Consider the following 17,266-nt stretch of genomic DNA (forward strand, 5'->3'; position numbering starts at 1 on the left):
ATAAGGGTTTAAAGGAGGTATTTCTGCTTGGAAGAAATCATACAAGAACATATTGATAAGTTGTTATTATTTATGAGAGAAGAAGCGTATAAACCGTTAACGATACAAGAATTAGAAGCTGCATTTGGAATCGAAGGCTCTGAGGGCTTTAAAGATTTCGTAAAGGCACTTGTAATGATGGAAGAGAAGGGGCTTGTTATCCGCACACGTAGTAATCGCTACGGTCTTCCAGAAAAAATGAATTTAGTGCGCGGTAAATTAATTGGGCACGCACGTGGTTTTGCGTTCGTCGCTCCAGAAGAGAAGAAAACGGGAGATGATGATCTTTTCATCCCGCCTACAGAATTAAATGGTGCACTTCATGGTGATATAGTATTAGCACGTGTTAGCGCGCAATCAAGTGGATCACGCCAAGAAGGTGCGATTGTTCGTATTTTAGAGCGTGGAACGAAGGAACTAGTTGGTACATATACAGAATCGAAAAACTTTGGGTTTGTTGTACCTGATAATAAGCGCTGGACAAGTGATATTTTCATCTTGAAAAGCGCATCAATGGGTGCTGTAGAAGGCCATAAAGTCGTTGTGAAAATTACGAGCTATCCAGAGAACCGTTTAAGCGCAGAAGGTGAAGTTATTCAAATTCTGGGTCATAAAAATGACCCAGGGGTAGATATTTTATCTGTCATTCATAAACATCATTTACCTTTAGCTTTCCCTGAAGAAGTGATGGAGCATGCAAACAGTGTACCAGAAACAATTTCAGAAGAAGATATAAAAGATCGCCGTGATTTACGTGATCAAATGATTGTTACAATTGACGGTGCAGATGCAAAAGACTTAGATGACGCTGTTACAGTAACGAAGCTTGAGAACGGTAACTATAAGCTTGGCGTTCATATTGCGGATGTAAGTCATTACGTTCAAGAAGGTTCTCCAATTGATGTTGAAGCAGCAGAGAGAGCAACGAGTGTATATCTTGTAGACCGTGTAATCCCGATGATTCCGCATCGTTTATCTAACGGTATTTGTTCGTTAAATCCGAAAGTAGACCGTCTGACACTATCTTGTGAAATGGAAATCAATAATCTAGGTGATGTTGTTAAGCATGAGATTTTCCAAAGTGTAATTAAAACGACAGAGCGTATGACATATGCTGACGTAAGAAGCATTTTAGAAGATGAAGACGAAGCGTTAATCGAGCGTTACGAGCCGTTAGTACCAATGTTTAAAGAGATGGGGCAGTTAGCACAAATCTTACGTGAAAAGCGTATGAGACGTGGTGCGATTGACTTTGACTTTAAAGAAGCGAAAGTATTAGTGGATGAAGAAGGAAAACCGACAGATGTTGTTATGCGTGATCGTTCTGTATCAGAGAAGCTAATTGAAGAATTTATGCTTGTTGCGAACGAAACAGTAGCAGAGCACTTCCACTGGATGAACGTACCGTTTATGTACCGTGTCCATGAAGATCCGAAAGAAGATAAGCTGGAGCGTTTCTTCGAGTTTGTAACAAACTTCGGATATGCAGTAAAAGGACGTGCGAATGAAATACATCCTCGTGCGCTGCAGCAAATTCTTGAAATGGTTCAAGGTCAGCCGGAAGAAGTAGTCATTTCAACAGTTATGCTTCGTTCTATGAAGCAAGCACGTTACGATTCGGATAGCTTAGGACATTTCGGTTTATCAACAGAGTTCTACACGCATTTCACATCGCCAATTCGCCGTTACCCAGATACGATTGTTCATAGATTGATTCGTGAATACATCATTAATGGTAAAGTAGACAACGAAACGCAAGCAAAATGGCGTGAAAACTTACCGGAGATTGCAGAGCATTCTTCTAATATGGAACGCCGTGCTGTTGAAGCTGAGCGTGAAACAGACGAAATGAAAAAAGCAGAGTATATGGTTGATAAGATCGGTGAAGAGTATGACGGTATGATTAGCTCTGTAACAAACTTCGGTTTATTCGTAGAGCTTCCAAATACAATTGAAGGTCTTGTACACGTTAGCTACTTAACGGACGATTACTACCGTTATGACGAAAAACATTTTGCGATGATTGGAGAACGTACAGGTAACGTATTCCGCATCGGTGACGAAATTACAATTCGTGTTATTAACGTAAATAAAGACGAGCGCGCAATCGACTTTGAAATCGTTGGCATGAAAGGCACACCTCGTCGTAAGTTCAAAGATCGTCCAGTTGTGATTGAACAGCCAAGAACAGGCAGAAAGAAACGCGGTGGACGTAGCGAGCGTAGTAATGAGCGCGGTGGCGAGCGCGGCACAGGAAGAAAGTTTGATCGTGGTGGACAAGGAAAAGGAAAAGGATCAGCATCAGCATCCGCATCAGCATCCACATCCGCTAGTCAGCCAGGCAAAAAAGATGGTAATGGCAAGAAGAAAAAAGGATTCTTTGAAAATGTACCAGGATTCAAGAAGAAAAAGAAAAAGCGTAAGTAAGAAAAGAGTGGCTTCGCCTTATATTCTGAGCGAGCCACTTTCGCTTTTTATGGAATCTAGCTACAGTGGCTAGAATGTTTGGCGGCTTCGCTTCTTCCCCAGAGGCAAAGGGCGCCTCAAGGTCAGAAGCTCCATCCACCTCACATTCTGAGCGAGCCACTTTCGCTTTTTGTTTACATTTGTTACAATAGTAAAAATAGAGGAGGGACGTTATATGCCAAAAGGTACAGGTAAGGTTATTGCGCAAAATAAAAAAGCATTTCATGATTATTTCATCGAAGAAACATACGAAGCAGGGCTTGTCCTTCAAGGAACGGAAATTAAGTCGATTCGCGCTGGACGCGTGAACTTGAAAGATGCGTTTGCACGTATACATAACGGTGAAGTATGGGTTCATAATATGCATATTAGTACATATGAACAAGGGAATCGTTTCAATCACGATCCACTTCGTACAAGAAAGTTACTTCTTCATAAAAAAGAAATTGATAAGCTGGCAGGTTATGCAAAAGAAACAGGATATGCATTAGTTCCAGTTAGAATCTATTTAAAAAATGGATTTGCGAAAATGGCACTTGGTTTAGCGAAAGGTAAGAAGCAATACGATAAGCGTAACGATTTAAAAGAGAAAGAAGCAAAACGTGAAATTGCACGCGTGTTCCGTGATCGTCAAAAGATGTAATACAGATATTTACATTTGTAAAACGGTGCGCGTGTGATATAATAACTTATGTAAGATTGTTGCACATTGAAAAACAGCTCTTAGTAGCTATCACGATATTTCTTCGTATGCTCCATTTTTATCATGGGGACGTTACGGATTCGACAGGGATAGTTCGAGCTTAGGTTGCGAGTCGAGGGGATCGGCCTCGTTAAAACGTCAAAGCCTATAATTGGCAAACAAAACAATCTTTCTTTAGCTGCTTAATTGCACTAAAGGTTCCTCCCTCCATCGTCCATGTGGTAGGGTAAGGGACTCAAACTAAGTGGACTACGCCGGAGTTCGCCGTCTGAGGGCGAAGGAAGAGAACAATCAGACTAGCAACTTGGAAGCCTGTCGATAGGCCGAAGAGTTCGCGAAATGCTAATATATCGACTACACTCGTAGAAGCTTAAGTGCCGATATTTTTGGACGTGGGTTCGACTCCCACCGTCTCCACCAATACATATTTGGTGGTTTTTTTATTTTTGTATGATATGAACCATAAGTTTGCCGAAACGGCAAGCTTATGGTTCTTTTTGTTTATGGCAAACTTATGCTTCCAGTGATTTTAATGTTTCTGATGTACAAAGATAATGAAGTCGTTTAAATTTAATTTAGAAAAACAAAAGCCCTACTACATTTTATTGTAATAGGGCTTTTAAAAGTTGTTTCAAAACATATTATTTATCTGTTTGTTTTTGCTTCTTTTTCAAATACTCCGCACGCAATTTTTCAAGTTGCTGCTTTTTATCAAATTTGGCAGGCGTCTGTTTTTCATGAAACTTTGCCACAGCTACCTGACTTTTGTAATCCAATTGATATTTCCCCACTTTGTTCACCTACTTTTCTTGTCTTTAAAGAGAATCTATTCAACAAATATAATATACCTTATTTTACTGAAGTAAACCTTATTATTTTATTAGTTTTTCTACTTATATCTATCTCAATCCAAATATTACCTTATTTAACTGACCTGTCCCGTTAGTTTAAGTAGGAAACTTCACAATCTCAATAGAGTAAAGTCTATTGGTACATAATCAAATCACCTTTAAATTAGACATTCATAATGTCTCATAAGACTTGTATCAAAATGCTTATCGTTGTAAATGCGCATTTTCCTCATCTAAATCTGCTATTCTTCTTTTCAGCGACTGAATCAATTTGTCCTTTGAACTTTCACTAAATGTCTGTTTTTTTGTGACAATCTTTAATTTTTGGTTTTGTTTGTAAAAAAGATGCTAAAATAACTTTTTTATTTACAAAAAAAAGCGCTATTCTTTTCGTAGAAATATACAGAAAGAATAGCCTGTTTTTTATTTGAGGGAATTTATGCTTGGAAGGAAAAGACTATTGCTAGAAACATTTTTATCAGTAGTAATAATGTTTTCTTACTTTACAATAACAGCTGTACCATAACCAATTAATTCGGAAGAACCTTGTCCAGCAGCCATTTCTAAACGAAGTCCTATAATGGCATTTGCTCCTACTTCTTTTGCTTGTTGCTCTAGACGTTCTCTGACCATTTTTTTGGAGTCTTCCAGCATCTCTGTGTATCCTGATAATTCCCCTCCAACAATTGATTTTAGACTTGCGAATATATCCTTTCCAACGTGCCGTGATTGCACAACGCTTGCTGTCACCAATCCTTTTACCTCGGTAATTTCCTTTGTTGCAACTGTATCTGTAGTAACCATTAGCATCATTATTTTTGACCTCCTGTTTTTGTTAATTTTATCTTACAAAATGAATCTTAAGCCTATCTTAAGGGAAAGTAAAAGGTAACTTAAAATTTTTAAATGGAAAATTCGTACGTTATAAATATAAGAGAGAGAATATATAACTGAATCGATTTTTTCCTACTGTATATTTTATATGTATTGATTTATTCACTGTTTTTCTAATAGTATACTTGTATAAAATGATTACGATTAAAAGTAATGCTTGTAAATAATACCTATGAATACGTTAAAAACTAAGGAGATACCATGACAAAAACAATTTTAATTGTAGACGATGAAATAGAAATTGTGGAACTTATTGAACTTTATTTGTCAAAAGAAAACTTACACATTATAAAGGCATTTGATGGAGAAGAAGCATTACGTGTACTTCAAACTGAAACAGTTGACTTACTTATTGCGGATATTATGATGCCAAAGCTAGATGGATATAGTTTGGTAAAGAACATCCGCAAAGATAAAATGATTCCGATCATTATGATTTCAGCTAAAAGTGAGGGATACGATAAAATATTAGGACTGGATTTAGGGGCAGACGACTATATTACAAAACCTTTTGATCCATTAGAGCTAGTTGCAAGAGTACAAGCACAATTAAGAAGACATTACCGATTTAATGAGCAACCAAAAAAACAAAAAGAAATTGAGCTTGGAGATTTACGCTTAAATATAGAGAGCTGTCTTGTTAGAAGAAGAGGAAATGATATTTCTTTAACTTCCACTGAGTATAAAATATTAGAGTTATTTATGACGAATCCAAATCACGTATTTACAAAAAGACAGTTGTTCGAAAAGGTTTGGGAGGAGGATTATTATGGAGACGATAATACAATAATGGTTCACATTAGTAAATTAAGGGATAAAATTGAAGAAAACAGTAAAAAACCAACGCATTTACAAACGATTCGTGGTTTAGGCTATATTTTTAAGGGGCAAAAATGAAAAGTCAAAAAAGTTTACTCTCTATTTTTGTAATCAATTACCTTGCTATTATTACAATTACCATTATTTCTGTTTTTATTTTTATTGGTTACATTCTTATACGCCTTTCATCAGGTTTTGATGTTAACAATGAAAGCTTTTCAACTACATCAGCAAATGATATTGTACGAAGCGATTATAAAAATATTAGAGCAGATGCTACATTAAAAATAGGTGGCTGGGTGGAAATTGTAAAAGATGAGCATATAGTTTATACAATCGGAGAAAAGAAAGATAATGTCACAACGTATAACTTAGATACTTTACATCAGCACTTAAACGAAGCAACTCCCTCAGAGTATGGTATTGATATTGCCCCATTTATAGGGGAAGATGGTGACCGATATTATTGCATTGTAAAATTTCCCACGAAAGGTTTCTTCTCAAACGTATTTACAAATCTAGGTACATATACTTGGCAAGGACTATTACTTGCGGTAGTATTTTTTCTTATTGCAAATGGGTGTGTGATCTTTCTGTCCATTCGTAAACTTGCAAAACCGTTAGAAGCTATTAAACAGGGGATTAGAGATATGACTGAAGGGCATCGTTCTGTTCAACTAGACTTTCATACCTATCAAGAGATCGAAGAAATTAAGAATGCTTTTAACTATATGGTTCACGAATTAGAAATTGCCAATGAAGAAAAGATGCGAATGGAAGAGAGTAAAAAGAGAATGTTACGTGATATGTCACACGATATTAAAACACCAATGACTTCCATCATTGGTTATTCTAAAACATTAATAGAACAACCTCTAGAACAAGACAAACAAAAATTGTATTTAAGTTACATCTATCGTAAATCATTACAACTAGATAAACTGATTCAAGATTTATTTCAATTCACCAAATTAGACAGCCCATCATATGAACTACAATTAAAAAAAGAAGATTTTGTAGAATTCATAAAGGAAACAATTGTTATTTATTATGGTGAAATAGAAGAAAAAGAATTCGAGTTAAATATAGATATTCCAGAACACCCAATCTATTTACATTTAGATATAAGACAGATGGAACGGGCTATTGGAAATATCATTGCAAATGCTTTGAAATATAATCCAGATCAAACAGCGCTCTTCATTTCCCTTAAAGAAGAAACAGAGAATATTAAGATTCAAATAACCGATAATGGCATTGGAATGAGTCCAGAAGTAACACAACGAATATTTCATGAATTTGTTCGAGGTGACAAAGCACGAAGTAGTGATGGAGGCAGCGGTTTAGGTTTAGCTATTTCTAAGCGTATTATCGAATTACATAATGGGAATATTACTGTTGATAGTAAATTGGATAGAGGCACGATATTTACAATTTCATTGCCTAAAAATATGTAATAAGAAAAAAAGGCAGCTTATCTTGGCTGCCTTTTCTTCTTATTATTTTATAACAATGCTTTTCACAATTGAAAACTCATCTTTATCCTTATCGTATCCTGCATCAAACCCACGTATAGTAACAGTATCGCCAACTGTTAAATCAGTAATTTTTACGTTTTTTTGAAAATCTATACTGATGTTCTTTTCACCCTCTAGCTCAATGTTATCTTTATTTACTTGCTTCACCACACCAGCTATCTCAACGATTTTCCCAGCGTATTTCCTACCGGTTGGATCTTGAACATAGTCGTTAGAATATTGTTGTGTATCTACAATTACTAATTCTTCTTTCGGAGGATCCTGAACCATCTTATCTGCAGCTCCCCAAAGTGTTTTCCCGAGTAAAAATAAACCAATGCCTCCCAGAATCGTTAATATCAATAATGTTAGACAACCCCATTTCAATACATTTTTCATGTTGTATCTCTCCTTTATTTCATTGTTTGTTAACTTGCTACAATTGCATTATAGGAGAGTAACCTTAAACTCTATTAAAGCCAATCTTAAGAACATCTTAAAAAATGAATCAGTGTATAAAAGGCAGTTTTAATAGAAAGAATACTGTTTTTTTGTTTTGTGGTTTTATAAAATGCTTAAGTTGATGGGGATGGGGCGGAACCCCTGAAACAGAAAATGAAGAAATAGTTATTGGTGATAAGCAGGTAGATTCTATAGATGTCCCTTAATGATTAAATAATGTTTATTTAAATCTTCATATATTTTGTGTTTTTATCCATATCTATTGTAAGATTATATAGAGTTCTCCTAATAAGCTGTTATGATGGATTTTTTAGGAACTTAAAATTTATAAATCTTAAATTATTTTTTTGGAATAATTTTTTTATCTAACTAAGTTATATTGAAGTAGAGGTGAACCATCGGTGAAGCGGGTGTTGGTAATTAAGAATGAACGGTCTTTAGCAAAGAAAATCGTAAGCGGTCTAACGCAAGAAGGCTATTTCATTTTAAAACTTCACAATGAAAACCAAGGTTTAAATATAATATATGAACAAGATTGGGATATTATCGTATTGGATTGGGATTCATTAAGTATATCGGGACCAGAAATTTGCAGACAAATACGACTTGTTAAAACGACACCGATAATTATTGTGACCGACAATATTTCTAGCAAGGATTGCATAGAAGGGTTACAAGCAGGAGCGGATGATTATATAAGAAAACCATTTGTGAAAGAAGAATTAGTAGCAAGGGTTCAAGCGATTTTAAGGAGAAGTGACTATATCCAGCAAAATGAGACAAACTTTTTCCAGTTTAAAGATCTCTTTGTTGATGCATCTAGCAATATTGTGAAAAAAGGTAGTGAAAATCTCTCACTTACTAAGCGCGAGTACGATTTACTTGTATTTTTAATCAAGAATAAAAACACAATATTGAGCCGTGAAATGCTTTTGAATCAGGTTTGGGGATATAACGTAGTAGTAAATCCAAATGTAGTAGACTTATATATTGGGTATGTCAGAAAAAAGTTGAAGTGCGAGAAGAAAGACAGATATATTCAAACGATACATGGCAGGGGCTATTCAATGATTGAATGATAAAAATAAGATAATAGGTAAAGTGCAGTTTGGCATAATAGAAAAAATGAGTAAAACTATTTCATTCAGTTTTACTCGTTTTTTTATTAAATTTGATAATTAAATAGTTTCTGAGAAATATTAAGGAGACAGAAGCTATAAAAAGAATATTTCTATCAGGCAATGGATTATGAGAATATTAGCTATTAATGGGCGAGTTTTGTAGGAGAAATCATGATTTATAAGGTGCTCATCTATTGGTTAGTGTGGAGGGATGACCCTAGTACGAATTAGTTGAGGCCGTATCCAATGCTTAATTCTATTAACTCACACCATTCACAAGATTTTCACATAATTAATGACTATACTAATTAACAGGATGTTCAAATGAAAATGATTATCAATAGCGATTTGGGTGAATAAAAGTTACTATCTAATTCAATCTATGGACTTTATCATTTTCGAACTAAATTACATTATAAGGAGTATACGTATGAAAAAATCTATGCTTTTAAAATTAGTGAGTATTCTAGCAATTTTCACTTTAATGTTAGTAGCTTGCTCAGATTCAAGTAAGGAAACTTCGAAAGCTAATAAAGGTGATAGTAGTGATAAGCCAAAAACAGTTGAAATCACTGATGCACATGGAACTGTTAAAGTCCCTGTAAATCCAAAAAATGTAGTTGCTTTGGATAATAGAACTTTTGAAACTTTAGCTGATTGGGGAATTAAATTAGCGGCTGCTCCAAAGGATGTAATGCCTGCAGATTCAGCATATGTAAAGGATAGTAAAGTTCAAAATATTGGAAATCACCGCGAACCAAATCTTGAAATTATTGCAGCGGCAAACCCTGAACTTGTAATCGTTGGTCAAAGATTTGCTGGCCATTACGAAGAGATCAAAAAATTAGTGCCAAATGCAGCTGTTATTGATCTTAATGTTGATGTTTCTGAGAAAGCTACTAAGCCTGGAGAAAACTTAGTAAAAGGACTTAAAGATTCTACAATTTCTTTAGGAAAAATCTTTGATAAAGATAAAGAAGCTAAAAAATTAGTAGCTGATTTTGATAAATCTATTGAAAATGTAAAATCTGCTTATAATGGAAAAGATAAAGTTATGAGTGTCATCGTTACTGGTGGGAATATTGGTTTTGCTGCTCCTCACTCTGGTCGCGTTTGGGGACCAATGTATGAGATTTTCGGTTGGACTCCAGCACTAGAAGTGTCTAATTCTACTGCAGGTCATAAAGGTGATGACGTTTCTGTTGAAGCTATTGCACAAACAAATCCTGATTGGCTTTTCGTATTAGATCGTGATGCTGCAACATCTGATGCTGCTACTTCAGCTCCTGCTCAGGATGTTATTTCTAAATCACCTGCTCTTCAAAACACAACTGCTGTTTCTAAAAAACAAATTGTTTATGCACCAGCAGATACTTACACAAATGAATCAATTGAGACTTATATAGAGTTGTTTGGAAATATTGCAAAAACTTTAGCTAAGTAGTGTAAAGGAGTACGAAACAGTGTCAAAAAATATAATTTCTAGGGTTGAGAATAATTCTCAACCCCAGTTTTATAATCACAATAAATTATGGACAAAACCTTTTATAATAGCGATTATAGTTGTTATAATTTTAGGGATTATATCACTGTTTACTGGAGTTTATGATATACGTGGACAAGAGGACGGAATGGAGATGTTTTTCATAACTCGTGTTCCGAGAACAGTTGCATTAATGCTTACTGGAGCTGCAATGGCGATGGCAGGGCTCGTAATGCAACTAATTACACAGAATCGTTTTGTTGAACCTACTACAACGGGGACTATTGAATGGTCAGGTTTAGGCTTGCTTTTTGTATATTTATTATTTCCTGCCCCGACTTTAGTTCAAAGAATGACTGGTGCAATCATTTTTTCTTTTATAGGAACTATGGTTTTCTTTCTATTTTTAAGAAGAGTTAAACTTCGTTCGTCTTTAATTGTCCCGATTATTGGATTGATGCTTGGAGCAGTTATTTCTGCAGTATCTACTTTTCTAGGACTCCTTTTTCAAATGACGCAAAGTATTGAAACTTGGTTTGTAGGTTCATTTGCTACCGTTCAGGTGGGAAGATATGAATATTTATGGCTGATTGTTATCGTTACTTTGCTTATTTTTATGTATGCTAATAGATTGACTCTAGCTGGACTAGGAGAAGATGTCGCAACAAGCCTTGGAGTGAATTACAATAGAATTGTTCTTTTTGGGACTGGCCTTATTTCTGTTGCAGTTGGAGTTGTTGCAGCTGTTATTGGAAACTTACCTTTCTTGGGATTAATTGTTCCAAACATTGTTTCAATGTTTAGAGGTGATGATCTTAGGAGTAATTTACCTTGGGTATGTGTGATCGGAATGGGGACAATAACTGCCTGTGACATCATTTCTCGAACAATTATAAAGCCTTTTGAAGTACCTGTTTCTTTAATACTTGCAACAGTGGGAGCAGTCGTGTTTATTACTATTTTATTGAGACAAAGAAAACCAAGGAGGCTACGATGATCACATTAGAATATAGAAATAAAAAAAATGTCGAAATCGATTCTAGCCTTCATAATGAAAGTAGATCAGCTAGTGCTTTTCGTTCTAAGAAGGAAGAAAGACGTTATTGGATTTTACTAATAACATTGATTGCTTTAGGCCTCCTTTCTTCATATGGACTTTTAGTTTATAACAATCCAGTTCCGATAGACTCACCTTCTTTTATCCCAGTTGTTAAGAGAAGGATAGTAGCTATTGTTGCAATGATTATTGCTGCAGTTTGCCATAGCTTGTCGACAGTTGCTTTCCAATCTATTACGAACAATAAGATTATTACTCCTTCGCTTTTAGGTTTCGAATCACTTTATTCAGCAATTCAAACGAGTACAATATTCTTCTTTGGTGCTAGTGCATTAATAAATTTTAGTGGAATTGGATCATTTTTATTTCAAGTTGTTGTTATGGTCTTCATGAGTTTGATACTTTATGGATGGTTACTTTCCGGTAAATACGGTAATTTACAACTTATGCTTTTAGTTGGAATTATTATTGGTACCGGGCTAAATTCTGTGTCAACTTTCATGAGAAAACTACTTGCGCCTTCAGAGTTTGATATTTTACAAGCAAGATTATTTGGTTCTGTTAATCATGCAGATTCTGCATATTTTCCTATTGTAATTCCTATGATCATAATTGTAGCAGTATTAATTTTTGCTCATGCTAAGAATTTGAATATATTATCACTAGGAAAGGATGTTTCTACTTCTTTTGGAGTTAAATATCAACCTAGTGTAATTTATACGCTTGTATTAGTTGCTATTTTGATGTCCATCTCAACAGCTCTAATTGGGCCACTTACTTTCTACGGCTTTTTAGTAGCAACTTTGAGTTATCAGGCGGCTTCAACTTATGATCATAGATATATTTTTCCAATGGCTTTTGCTATAGGATTTTTGATAATGACGAGTGCATACTTTTTAATGTATCATGTATTCCATGCTCAAGGTGTAGTTTCAGTTATTATTGAATTATTTGGTGGAATAATATTCTTAACTATAGTTTTAAGGAAGAGGGCTTTATGATAAAAATTGATAATGTTAAAAAGTTCTATACTGATAAGGTGAAAATAGGACCTTTGGATATTGAAATACCAAAAGCAGGCTTTACTTCTTTAATTGGGCCAAATGGCGCTGGAAAGTCCACGACACTTTTGATGATTGGAAGACTCTTAGATATGGATGAAGGTCAAATTCAGGTAGCAAATATGGATGTTTCTGAATCCAAATCAAAAGACTTAGCAAAAATTTTGACTATATTGCGACAAGAAAATCATTTTGTAACTAGGCTTACTATTAGACAACTAGTTGGATTTGGGCGCTTTCCTTATTCAAAGGGAAGATTAACTAAAGAAGATGAGGTTATTATTTCTAAATATATCGATTTTTTAGATTTAACTAGTTTAGAGAATAGATATTTAGATGAGCTTTCTGGTGGTCAAAGACAAAGGGCATATGTAGCGATGGTATTGTGCCAAGAGACTGAATATGTACTTTTGGACGAGCCTCTGAACAATCTTGATGTTGCTCGTTCTGTTCAAATGATGGAGCATTTGAGACGTGCGGCTAATGAATTTGGAAGAACAATTCTGACTGTTATGCATGACATAAATTTTGCAGCCAAATATTCTGATAAAATTTGTGCTATGAAAGATGGACAAATTGCTGCTTTTGGAACAGTAGAAGAGGTTATGGACCCAAAAATTTTGACGGATATTTTTGAAACAAAAATAGAAATTATCAATGGTCCTTATGGGCCAATCGCTGTTTATTAGTACAAAATTAAAAAAAGAAGCAGCTCAAAAAATGAGTATGCCAAAAAACTAATAGAAAACCAAATTATATACTGTAGCTTACGTAAATCATAACAGCTACTCTAGTTGAAGTTGCTGTCTGTATTTTATAGGCAGCAGCTTGTTTTTGTTTACTATGATTTTCTTCGGCTTTAGTACCGGCACACCCTGTTAATGTGAATCCGAGCAGCATTGATGATATTACTTTTTCTTTTTTGTTCATTTTTTATCGTCTCCTCATTTTATGATTTTAAGTAGTACTGTTCGCGATTATAGTAGCAGTTCGTCATATGTGGCTTTTTACTATAAGCCATATATGAAAAGACTCAAATTGAATATCCGCTGAGTTTTCTACCCGAAGCAGAATATCGTATTTTACATGATATCAGGTTGTTTGATCAGAAACATTATTTCCAAATTGATACCCTCATAGTTTCATCCTGTTTTCTTCTTTTTCTTGAAATAAAAAATATTATTGGTACATTAATCTTTGATGCAAAGTTTAATCAGCTCATTCGAATAGCAGATGGTACTTCGGAAGAAGGTTTCCCCGATCCGCTTTTACAACTGAAACGGCAAGAGATGCAGTTGAGAAAATGGCTGAGTCTACATGGTTTACATAATATTCCGATTCAATTCCTCATTGTGATTAGTTCACCTCGTACAATTATTAAAGCTTCAGATAAAATACTTCTTAATAAAGTTATCCACAGTGCAAATTTACCTAATAGAATAAAACAGATTAAAAATCAATATAAAGAAAAAGTGATTGGCAATATAAATGGACGTATAGATCAAATTATGAATGAGCACTCTCCACAGCGATAAAATATTCTTGCACAATATAAAATTGAAAAAGGAGGGTACAGTGTGAGGAATGTTTTACAATGACAATGTTAAAAGAAAAAAAGGGTGGCGTTGCTCAAACTGTAATAGTATGTCTAAACATGCTCATTTACGTGCTTTACAAGATTACACAATTCTGTTTGGCATGATAACTACTAATAGCCAATTGAGAGAATTTCTTAATATGTAATCTAGCTCTACGGTCAAAAGACTCCTCCAAACAACGAACATCCCCCACACAGGGAGGAATAAAGGACGAATATATGATTTAACTTCGTTTCAATCATAATTTTGCTATAATAAATACGTACTTATACGAAGGGAAGTTTAAACAGAAAATGAAATCATTTAACATTGATCATTTTATCGCGAGTGTTTTGCAGTGGATATTAAATATAGCTCTAATCATATTATCCATTGTTTTATCTATCTTTTTAATTAATGAGACGATTACTTTTATTCAATACATATTTTCGACGAAGAAGTATACATCTTATAAATTAGTTGAAAGCATCATTGTCTACTTCTTATATTTCGAGTTCATTGCATTAATTATTAAGTATTTTAAATCGAATTATCATTTTCCGTTACGTTATTTTATTTATATCGGAATTACGGCTTTAATTCGATTAATAATTGTATCTCATGATGAACCGTTTGAGACGTTATTATATGCGGGATCCATTCTTGTTTTAGTAATTGCTTTATACATATCCAATATGAGGGATTTGAAGAAAGAGTAGTAGTGCATACATAAGTGTGCACTACCTTTTTACATCTTGACCTTCAAGTTACTTGAAAGTTTACAATGTAAATAGGACGTTTGAAATCGAAAAATATTGAGAAATTAAGTGAAGAGGTTATTTTACTTGGAGGTTATAGAAATGAGTGAGGAATTAAAGTTACGTCCTTTAGAGCGGGAAGATTTAAAGTTCGTGCACGAACTTAATAATAACGCACATATTATGTCGTATTGGTTTGAAGAGCCGTATGAAGCTTTTGTAGAACTACAGGATTTATATGATAAACATATACATGATCAAAGTGAACGCCGTTTTATCTTGGAGAAAGATAATGAGATGGTTGGATTGGTCGAATTAGTAGAAATCGATTATATTCACCGTAGAACTGAATTCCAAATTATTATTGATCCTAATTATCAAGGACATGGTTATGCTGCCGATGCAACGCGTTTAGCGATGGATTACGCTTTTTCTGTGTTAAATATGCATAAACTCTATTTAGTTGTTGATAAAGAGAATGAAAAGGCTGTACATGTTTATAAAAAGGTTGGATTTATGGTGGAAGGTGAGTTACAAGACGAATTTTTCGTTGATGGTAACTACCATAATGCGATAAGAATGTGTATGTTCCAAAAAGAATATTTTAGAGTGAAATAATTGAGTGAAGAGACTATAGACAATGATTGTCTATAGTCTTTTTGTTGTTTGAAACAACAATTGTTTATCGTAAAACAATAAATAGTTGTTGACTTATAATGTATCCAGGCTTATTATGATGGTAGTGAAAAGGAATACAAATAAATTAATTGTGAAATTGAAGGAGAACATAGTATGAAAAATAAATATTTACTAACTATCGTACTGATATCGTTAGGAGTTACTTGTTTATTAATACAAGGTGCAACTAGCAAAGTAGAGGAAAATGGTTTGCTTGTAGAACCTTTCTTTTTCCTAGTACCAGTAAGTTATCTATTGTTCTTTAGTGGTATTGGTGTGTCGCTATTTGGATTTATTACTTCAAAGTTGAAGAAAAAGTATTTATTGGCCTCTAGTCCGATATTTTTAGGATTGTTATGCATAATTATGTTTAATATAATTGGTTCTGAAGTGAAGCCAGATGGAACACTAGTGGAACCATTTTTCTTAATTCCATTAGCTTATTTATTTATTTTTACTGGAATTATTGCGATTTTGTTCGTGGCTATTTTCTCGATGTTTCGAAAAAGGCAAGAGCGATAAAGTGAAACTATAATCAGTGGGGGTTCATCCCCCACTGATTATTAGCCCGCACCAATCGGGCGTTTACGGGCAGTTGATCCCCCACCTAACTTCTTTGCTCCAGCCGGATTTTGAGGTGGGAGTTTTACTGCCCGCAAATAGCGGGATAAAACACTTACTATGAAATAGAGACATATGATATGGAAGAAAAATAAAAAGTGAGCTGAATAATGATGAACCATTATTTTTACACTGGAAGACAAGTAGGATCAGCTATTACATTGGCCGGGGCACAGATAACAATTCAGGCAGTGCATCAGGCTATTCAAATGCAACAACAAGCACAAGCAGCGCAAATGATGCAGGGTCAGTATATGTCGTATTCGCAGCTTCCTGTGCAAAGTATACATTACGATGTGTATCCAGCTGGTTTATTTTCAATTCCATATGGTGCAACATACTTTTTATGAAAGAAAGCGACCGGTAAAAGAGTCGCTTTTTTTATATTCCACCTAACTTCATCCCAAGGAATGCGAAGAGGATACCAATCATATAATTCGCGCTTAAATATAGAAATAGTACGCCAAAGTTTTTGCGGTTGAAGAGCTGAACAGACTCTAATTTAAACGTTGAAAATGTAGTGAAGGCGCCCATAAATCCTGTTCCTAATAATAATTGCCAACTTGTAGTCATCCCTTTGCCAATTATATATCCGAGTAAAAATGCTCCGGTTATATTAATGAGGAATGTAGCAATTGGAAATGAATTTTTATTTCTTTCTTTAAACCAATTACTAATTGCAAATCGTGTAATGGCACCGAAGAATCCTCCTGTTGCTACTAATAAAGCGTTAATCATGATATTTCACCTTCCTCAAGGTGTTTTTGTAGTAAAAAATCTCCAAGTTTATAGCCAAGCCCAGACATAATTAGACCGCCTAGCATACTGCATGATATATATATAAATGCGATACCAAAATGTGAATGATTGATTAGCTGTATAGTTTCTACGCTGAATGTTGAAAATGTCGTAAATGAACCGATAAACCCGGTTCCAATCCCGGTAATAACTTCGGAGGATAAGATGTTTAACCGAGCGATATAGGTGGTTAGCAAAGCAAGTAAGAAACAACCAATTAAGTTAATCGTTAATGTAGCAAATGGGAATGAATGATGCCAAAGCGTATCGATAGTAAAACCTAAATAATAACGAGAAAGAGCGCCTAATATACCAGCTATACCAACAATAATATATATCAATTTCTTCACCTCTCTAATAG

At 34.6% G+C, this 17,266-nt stretch carries 18 protein-coding genes, 1 other RNA gene and 3 pseudogenes; 16 read left to right on the forward strand and 6 right to left on the reverse strand.

From position 1 onward, the window contains the following. The first annotated feature begins 27 nt into the window (after positions 1-27). The 3 genes from rnr (at position 28) to ssrA (ending at position 3,628) form a co-directional block, all read left to right on the forward strand. The gene (gene rnr / locus FT637_RS14445; protein ID WP_193646888.1) at positions 28-2,466 is read left to right on the forward strand and encodes a ribonuclease R; all 2,439 of its coding nucleotides are present in this window, start codon (positions 28-30) and stop codon (positions 2,464-2,466) included. Positions 2,467-2,680: 214 nt separating this feature from the next. Beyond that, the gene (smpB, locus tag FT637_RS14450; RefSeq protein ID WP_193646889.1) at positions 2,681-3,148 is read left to right on the forward strand and encodes an SsrA-binding protein; all 468 of its coding nucleotides are present in this window, start codon (positions 2,681-2,683) and stop codon (positions 3,146-3,148) included. 125 nt (positions 3,149-3,273) lie between these two features. After that, positions 3,274-3,628: a transfer-messenger RNA gene (ssrA, locus tag FT637_RS14455) on the forward strand. 221 nt (positions 3,629-3,849) lie between these two features. On the opposite strand, the gene FT637_RS14460 is transcribed toward ssrA, so the two are convergent. Together FT637_RS14460 and FT637_RS14465 are read right to left on the reverse strand one after the other, a co-directional pair. Further along, a complete protein-coding gene (locus tag FT637_RS14460; protein WP_000521653.1) occupies positions 3,850-3,999 on the reverse strand; it encodes a hypothetical protein in 150 nt (49 codons plus the stop codon). Positions 4,000-4,557: 558 nt separating this feature from the next. Beyond that, positions 4,558-4,869 (reverse strand): YbjQ family protein, encoded by a 312-nt coding sequence (locus FT637_RS14465; RefSeq protein WP_193647025.1) that lies wholly within the window; start codon positions 4,867-4,869, stop codon positions 4,558-4,560. A gap of 285 nt (positions 4,870-5,154) precedes the next feature. On the opposite strand from FT637_RS14465, the gene FT637_RS14470 reads away from it, so the two are divergent. Both FT637_RS14470 and FT637_RS14475 read left to right on the forward strand, forming a co-directional pair. Continuing rightward, positions 5,155-5,850 (forward strand): response regulator transcription factor, encoded by a 696-nt coding sequence (locus tag FT637_RS14470; RefSeq protein WP_193646890.1) that lies wholly within the window; start codon positions 5,155-5,157, stop codon positions 5,848-5,850. Continuing rightward, positions 5,847-7,229, forward strand: a complete 1,383-nt coding sequence (locus FT637_RS14475) for an ATP-binding protein (RefSeq protein WP_193646891.1) — start codon at positions 5,847-5,849, stop codon at positions 7,227-7,229. The genes FT637_RS14470 and FT637_RS14475 overlap by 4 nt, the downstream gene beginning before the upstream one ends. Positions 7,230-7,271: 42 nt before the next feature. Here FT637_RS14475 and FT637_RS14480 read toward each other — a convergent pair whose 3' ends face one another. Then, positions 7,272-7,688: an OB-fold protein gene (locus FT637_RS14480; RefSeq protein WP_193646892.1), complete on the reverse strand. Its 417-nt coding sequence runs from the start codon at positions 7,686-7,688 to the stop codon at positions 7,272-7,274. Positions 7,689-8,152: 464 nt separating this feature from the next. Here FT637_RS14480 and FT637_RS14485 point away from each other — a divergent pair, with 464 nt between their 5' ends. The 5 genes from FT637_RS14485 (at position 8,153) to FT637_RS14505 (ending at position 13,162) form a co-directional block, all read left to right on the forward strand. Further along, positions 8,153-8,830 carry a response regulator transcription factor gene (locus tag FT637_RS14485; protein ID WP_193646893.1) on the forward strand — a complete coding sequence of 226 codons (678 nt, stop codon included), beginning with the start codon at positions 8,153-8,155 and terminating at the stop codon, positions 8,828-8,830. A 472-nt stretch (positions 8,831-9,302) separates the two neighbouring features. After that, on the forward strand, positions 9,303-10,316 hold the full coding sequence (locus FT637_RS14490; protein WP_193646894.1) for a siderophore ABC transporter substrate-binding protein: 1,014 nt from the start codon (positions 9,303-9,305) through the stop codon (positions 10,314-10,316). A 19-nt stretch (positions 10,317-10,335) separates the two neighbouring features. Next, positions 10,336-11,352, forward strand: a complete 1,017-nt coding sequence (locus FT637_RS14495) for an ABC transporter permease (RefSeq protein WP_193646895.1) — start codon at positions 10,336-10,338, stop codon at positions 11,350-11,352. Continuing rightward, positions 11,349-12,413 (forward strand): iron chelate uptake ABC transporter family permease subunit, encoded by a 1,065-nt coding sequence (locus FT637_RS14500; protein ID WP_193646896.1) that lies wholly within the window; start codon positions 11,349-11,351, stop codon positions 12,411-12,413. The genes FT637_RS14495 and FT637_RS14500 overlap by 4 nt, the downstream gene beginning before the upstream one ends. After that, positions 12,410-13,162: an ABC transporter ATP-binding protein gene (locus tag FT637_RS14505; RefSeq protein ID WP_193646897.1), complete on the forward strand. Its 753-nt coding sequence runs from the start codon at positions 12,410-12,412 to the stop codon at positions 13,160-13,162. Before FT637_RS14500 ends, FT637_RS14505 begins: the two co-directional genes overlap by 4 nt. Positions 13,163-13,286: 124 nt before the next feature. Here the strand turns inward: FT637_RS14505 and FT637_RS14510 are convergent. Next, positions 13,287-13,403: pseudogene (locus FT637_RS14510) on the reverse strand (DUF4822 domain-containing protein); the annotation flags it as partial. 107 nt (positions 13,404-13,510) lie between these two features. Here FT637_RS14510 and FT637_RS14515 point away from each other — a divergent pair. The 6 genes and pseudogenes from FT637_RS14515 to FT637_RS14540 all read left to right on the forward strand — a co-directional run. After that, positions 13,511-14,315: pseudogene (locus FT637_RS14515) on the forward strand (nuclease-related domain-containing protein); the annotation flags it as partial. A gap of 49 nt (positions 14,316-14,364) precedes the next feature. After that, positions 14,365-14,769 (forward strand): phosphate-starvation-inducible protein PsiE, encoded by a 405-nt coding sequence (psiE, locus tag FT637_RS14520; protein ID WP_193646898.1) that lies wholly within the window; start codon positions 14,365-14,367, stop codon positions 14,767-14,769. A gap of 141 nt (positions 14,770-14,910) precedes the next feature. Then, positions 14,911-15,426: a spermidine N1-acetyltransferase gene (gene speG / locus FT637_RS14525; RefSeq protein WP_193646899.1), complete on the forward strand. Its 516-nt coding sequence runs from the start codon at positions 14,911-14,913 to the stop codon at positions 15,424-15,426. A gap of 174 nt (positions 15,427-15,600) precedes the next feature. Next, a pseudogene (locus tag FT637_RS14530) lies at positions 15,601-15,804 on the forward strand (DUF3955 domain-containing protein); the annotation flags it as partial. Further along, on the forward strand, positions 15,793-16,008 hold the full coding sequence (locus FT637_RS14535) for a DUF3955 domain-containing protein (protein WP_193647026.1): 216 nt from the start codon (positions 15,793-15,795) through the stop codon (positions 16,006-16,008). The pseudogene FT637_RS14530 and the gene FT637_RS14535, both read left to right, overlap by 12 nt. A 209-nt stretch (positions 16,009-16,217) precedes the next feature. Then, positions 16,218-16,457 carry a DUF3947 family protein gene (locus tag FT637_RS14540; RefSeq protein WP_193646900.1) on the forward strand — a complete coding sequence of 80 codons (240 nt, stop codon included), beginning with the start codon at positions 16,218-16,220 and terminating at the stop codon, positions 16,455-16,457. Between the two features lie 31 nt (positions 16,458-16,488). On the opposite strand, the gene crcB (FT637_RS14545) is transcribed toward FT637_RS14540, so the two are convergent. Together crcB (FT637_RS14545) and crcB (FT637_RS14550) are read right to left on the reverse strand one after the other, a co-directional pair. After that, complete coding sequence (gene crcB / locus FT637_RS14545; RefSeq protein ID WP_193646901.1) at positions 16,489-16,845, reverse strand: fluoride efflux transporter CrcB; 357 nt, start codon at positions 16,843-16,845, stop codon at positions 16,489-16,491. Beyond that, a complete protein-coding gene (crcB, locus tag FT637_RS14550) occupies positions 16,842-17,246 on the reverse strand; it encodes a fluoride efflux transporter CrcB (RefSeq protein WP_193646902.1) in 405 nt (134 codons plus the stop codon). Before crcB (FT637_RS14550) ends, crcB (FT637_RS14545) begins: the two co-directional genes overlap by 4 nt. Positions 17,247-17,266: the final 20 nt, after the last annotated feature.

Origin of the sequence: Bacillus cereus (genome assembly GCF_015071065.1) — a bacterium.
Classification (GTDB): Bacteria; Bacillota; Bacilli; order Bacillales; family Bacillaceae_G; genus Bacillus_A; species Bacillus_A cereus_BA.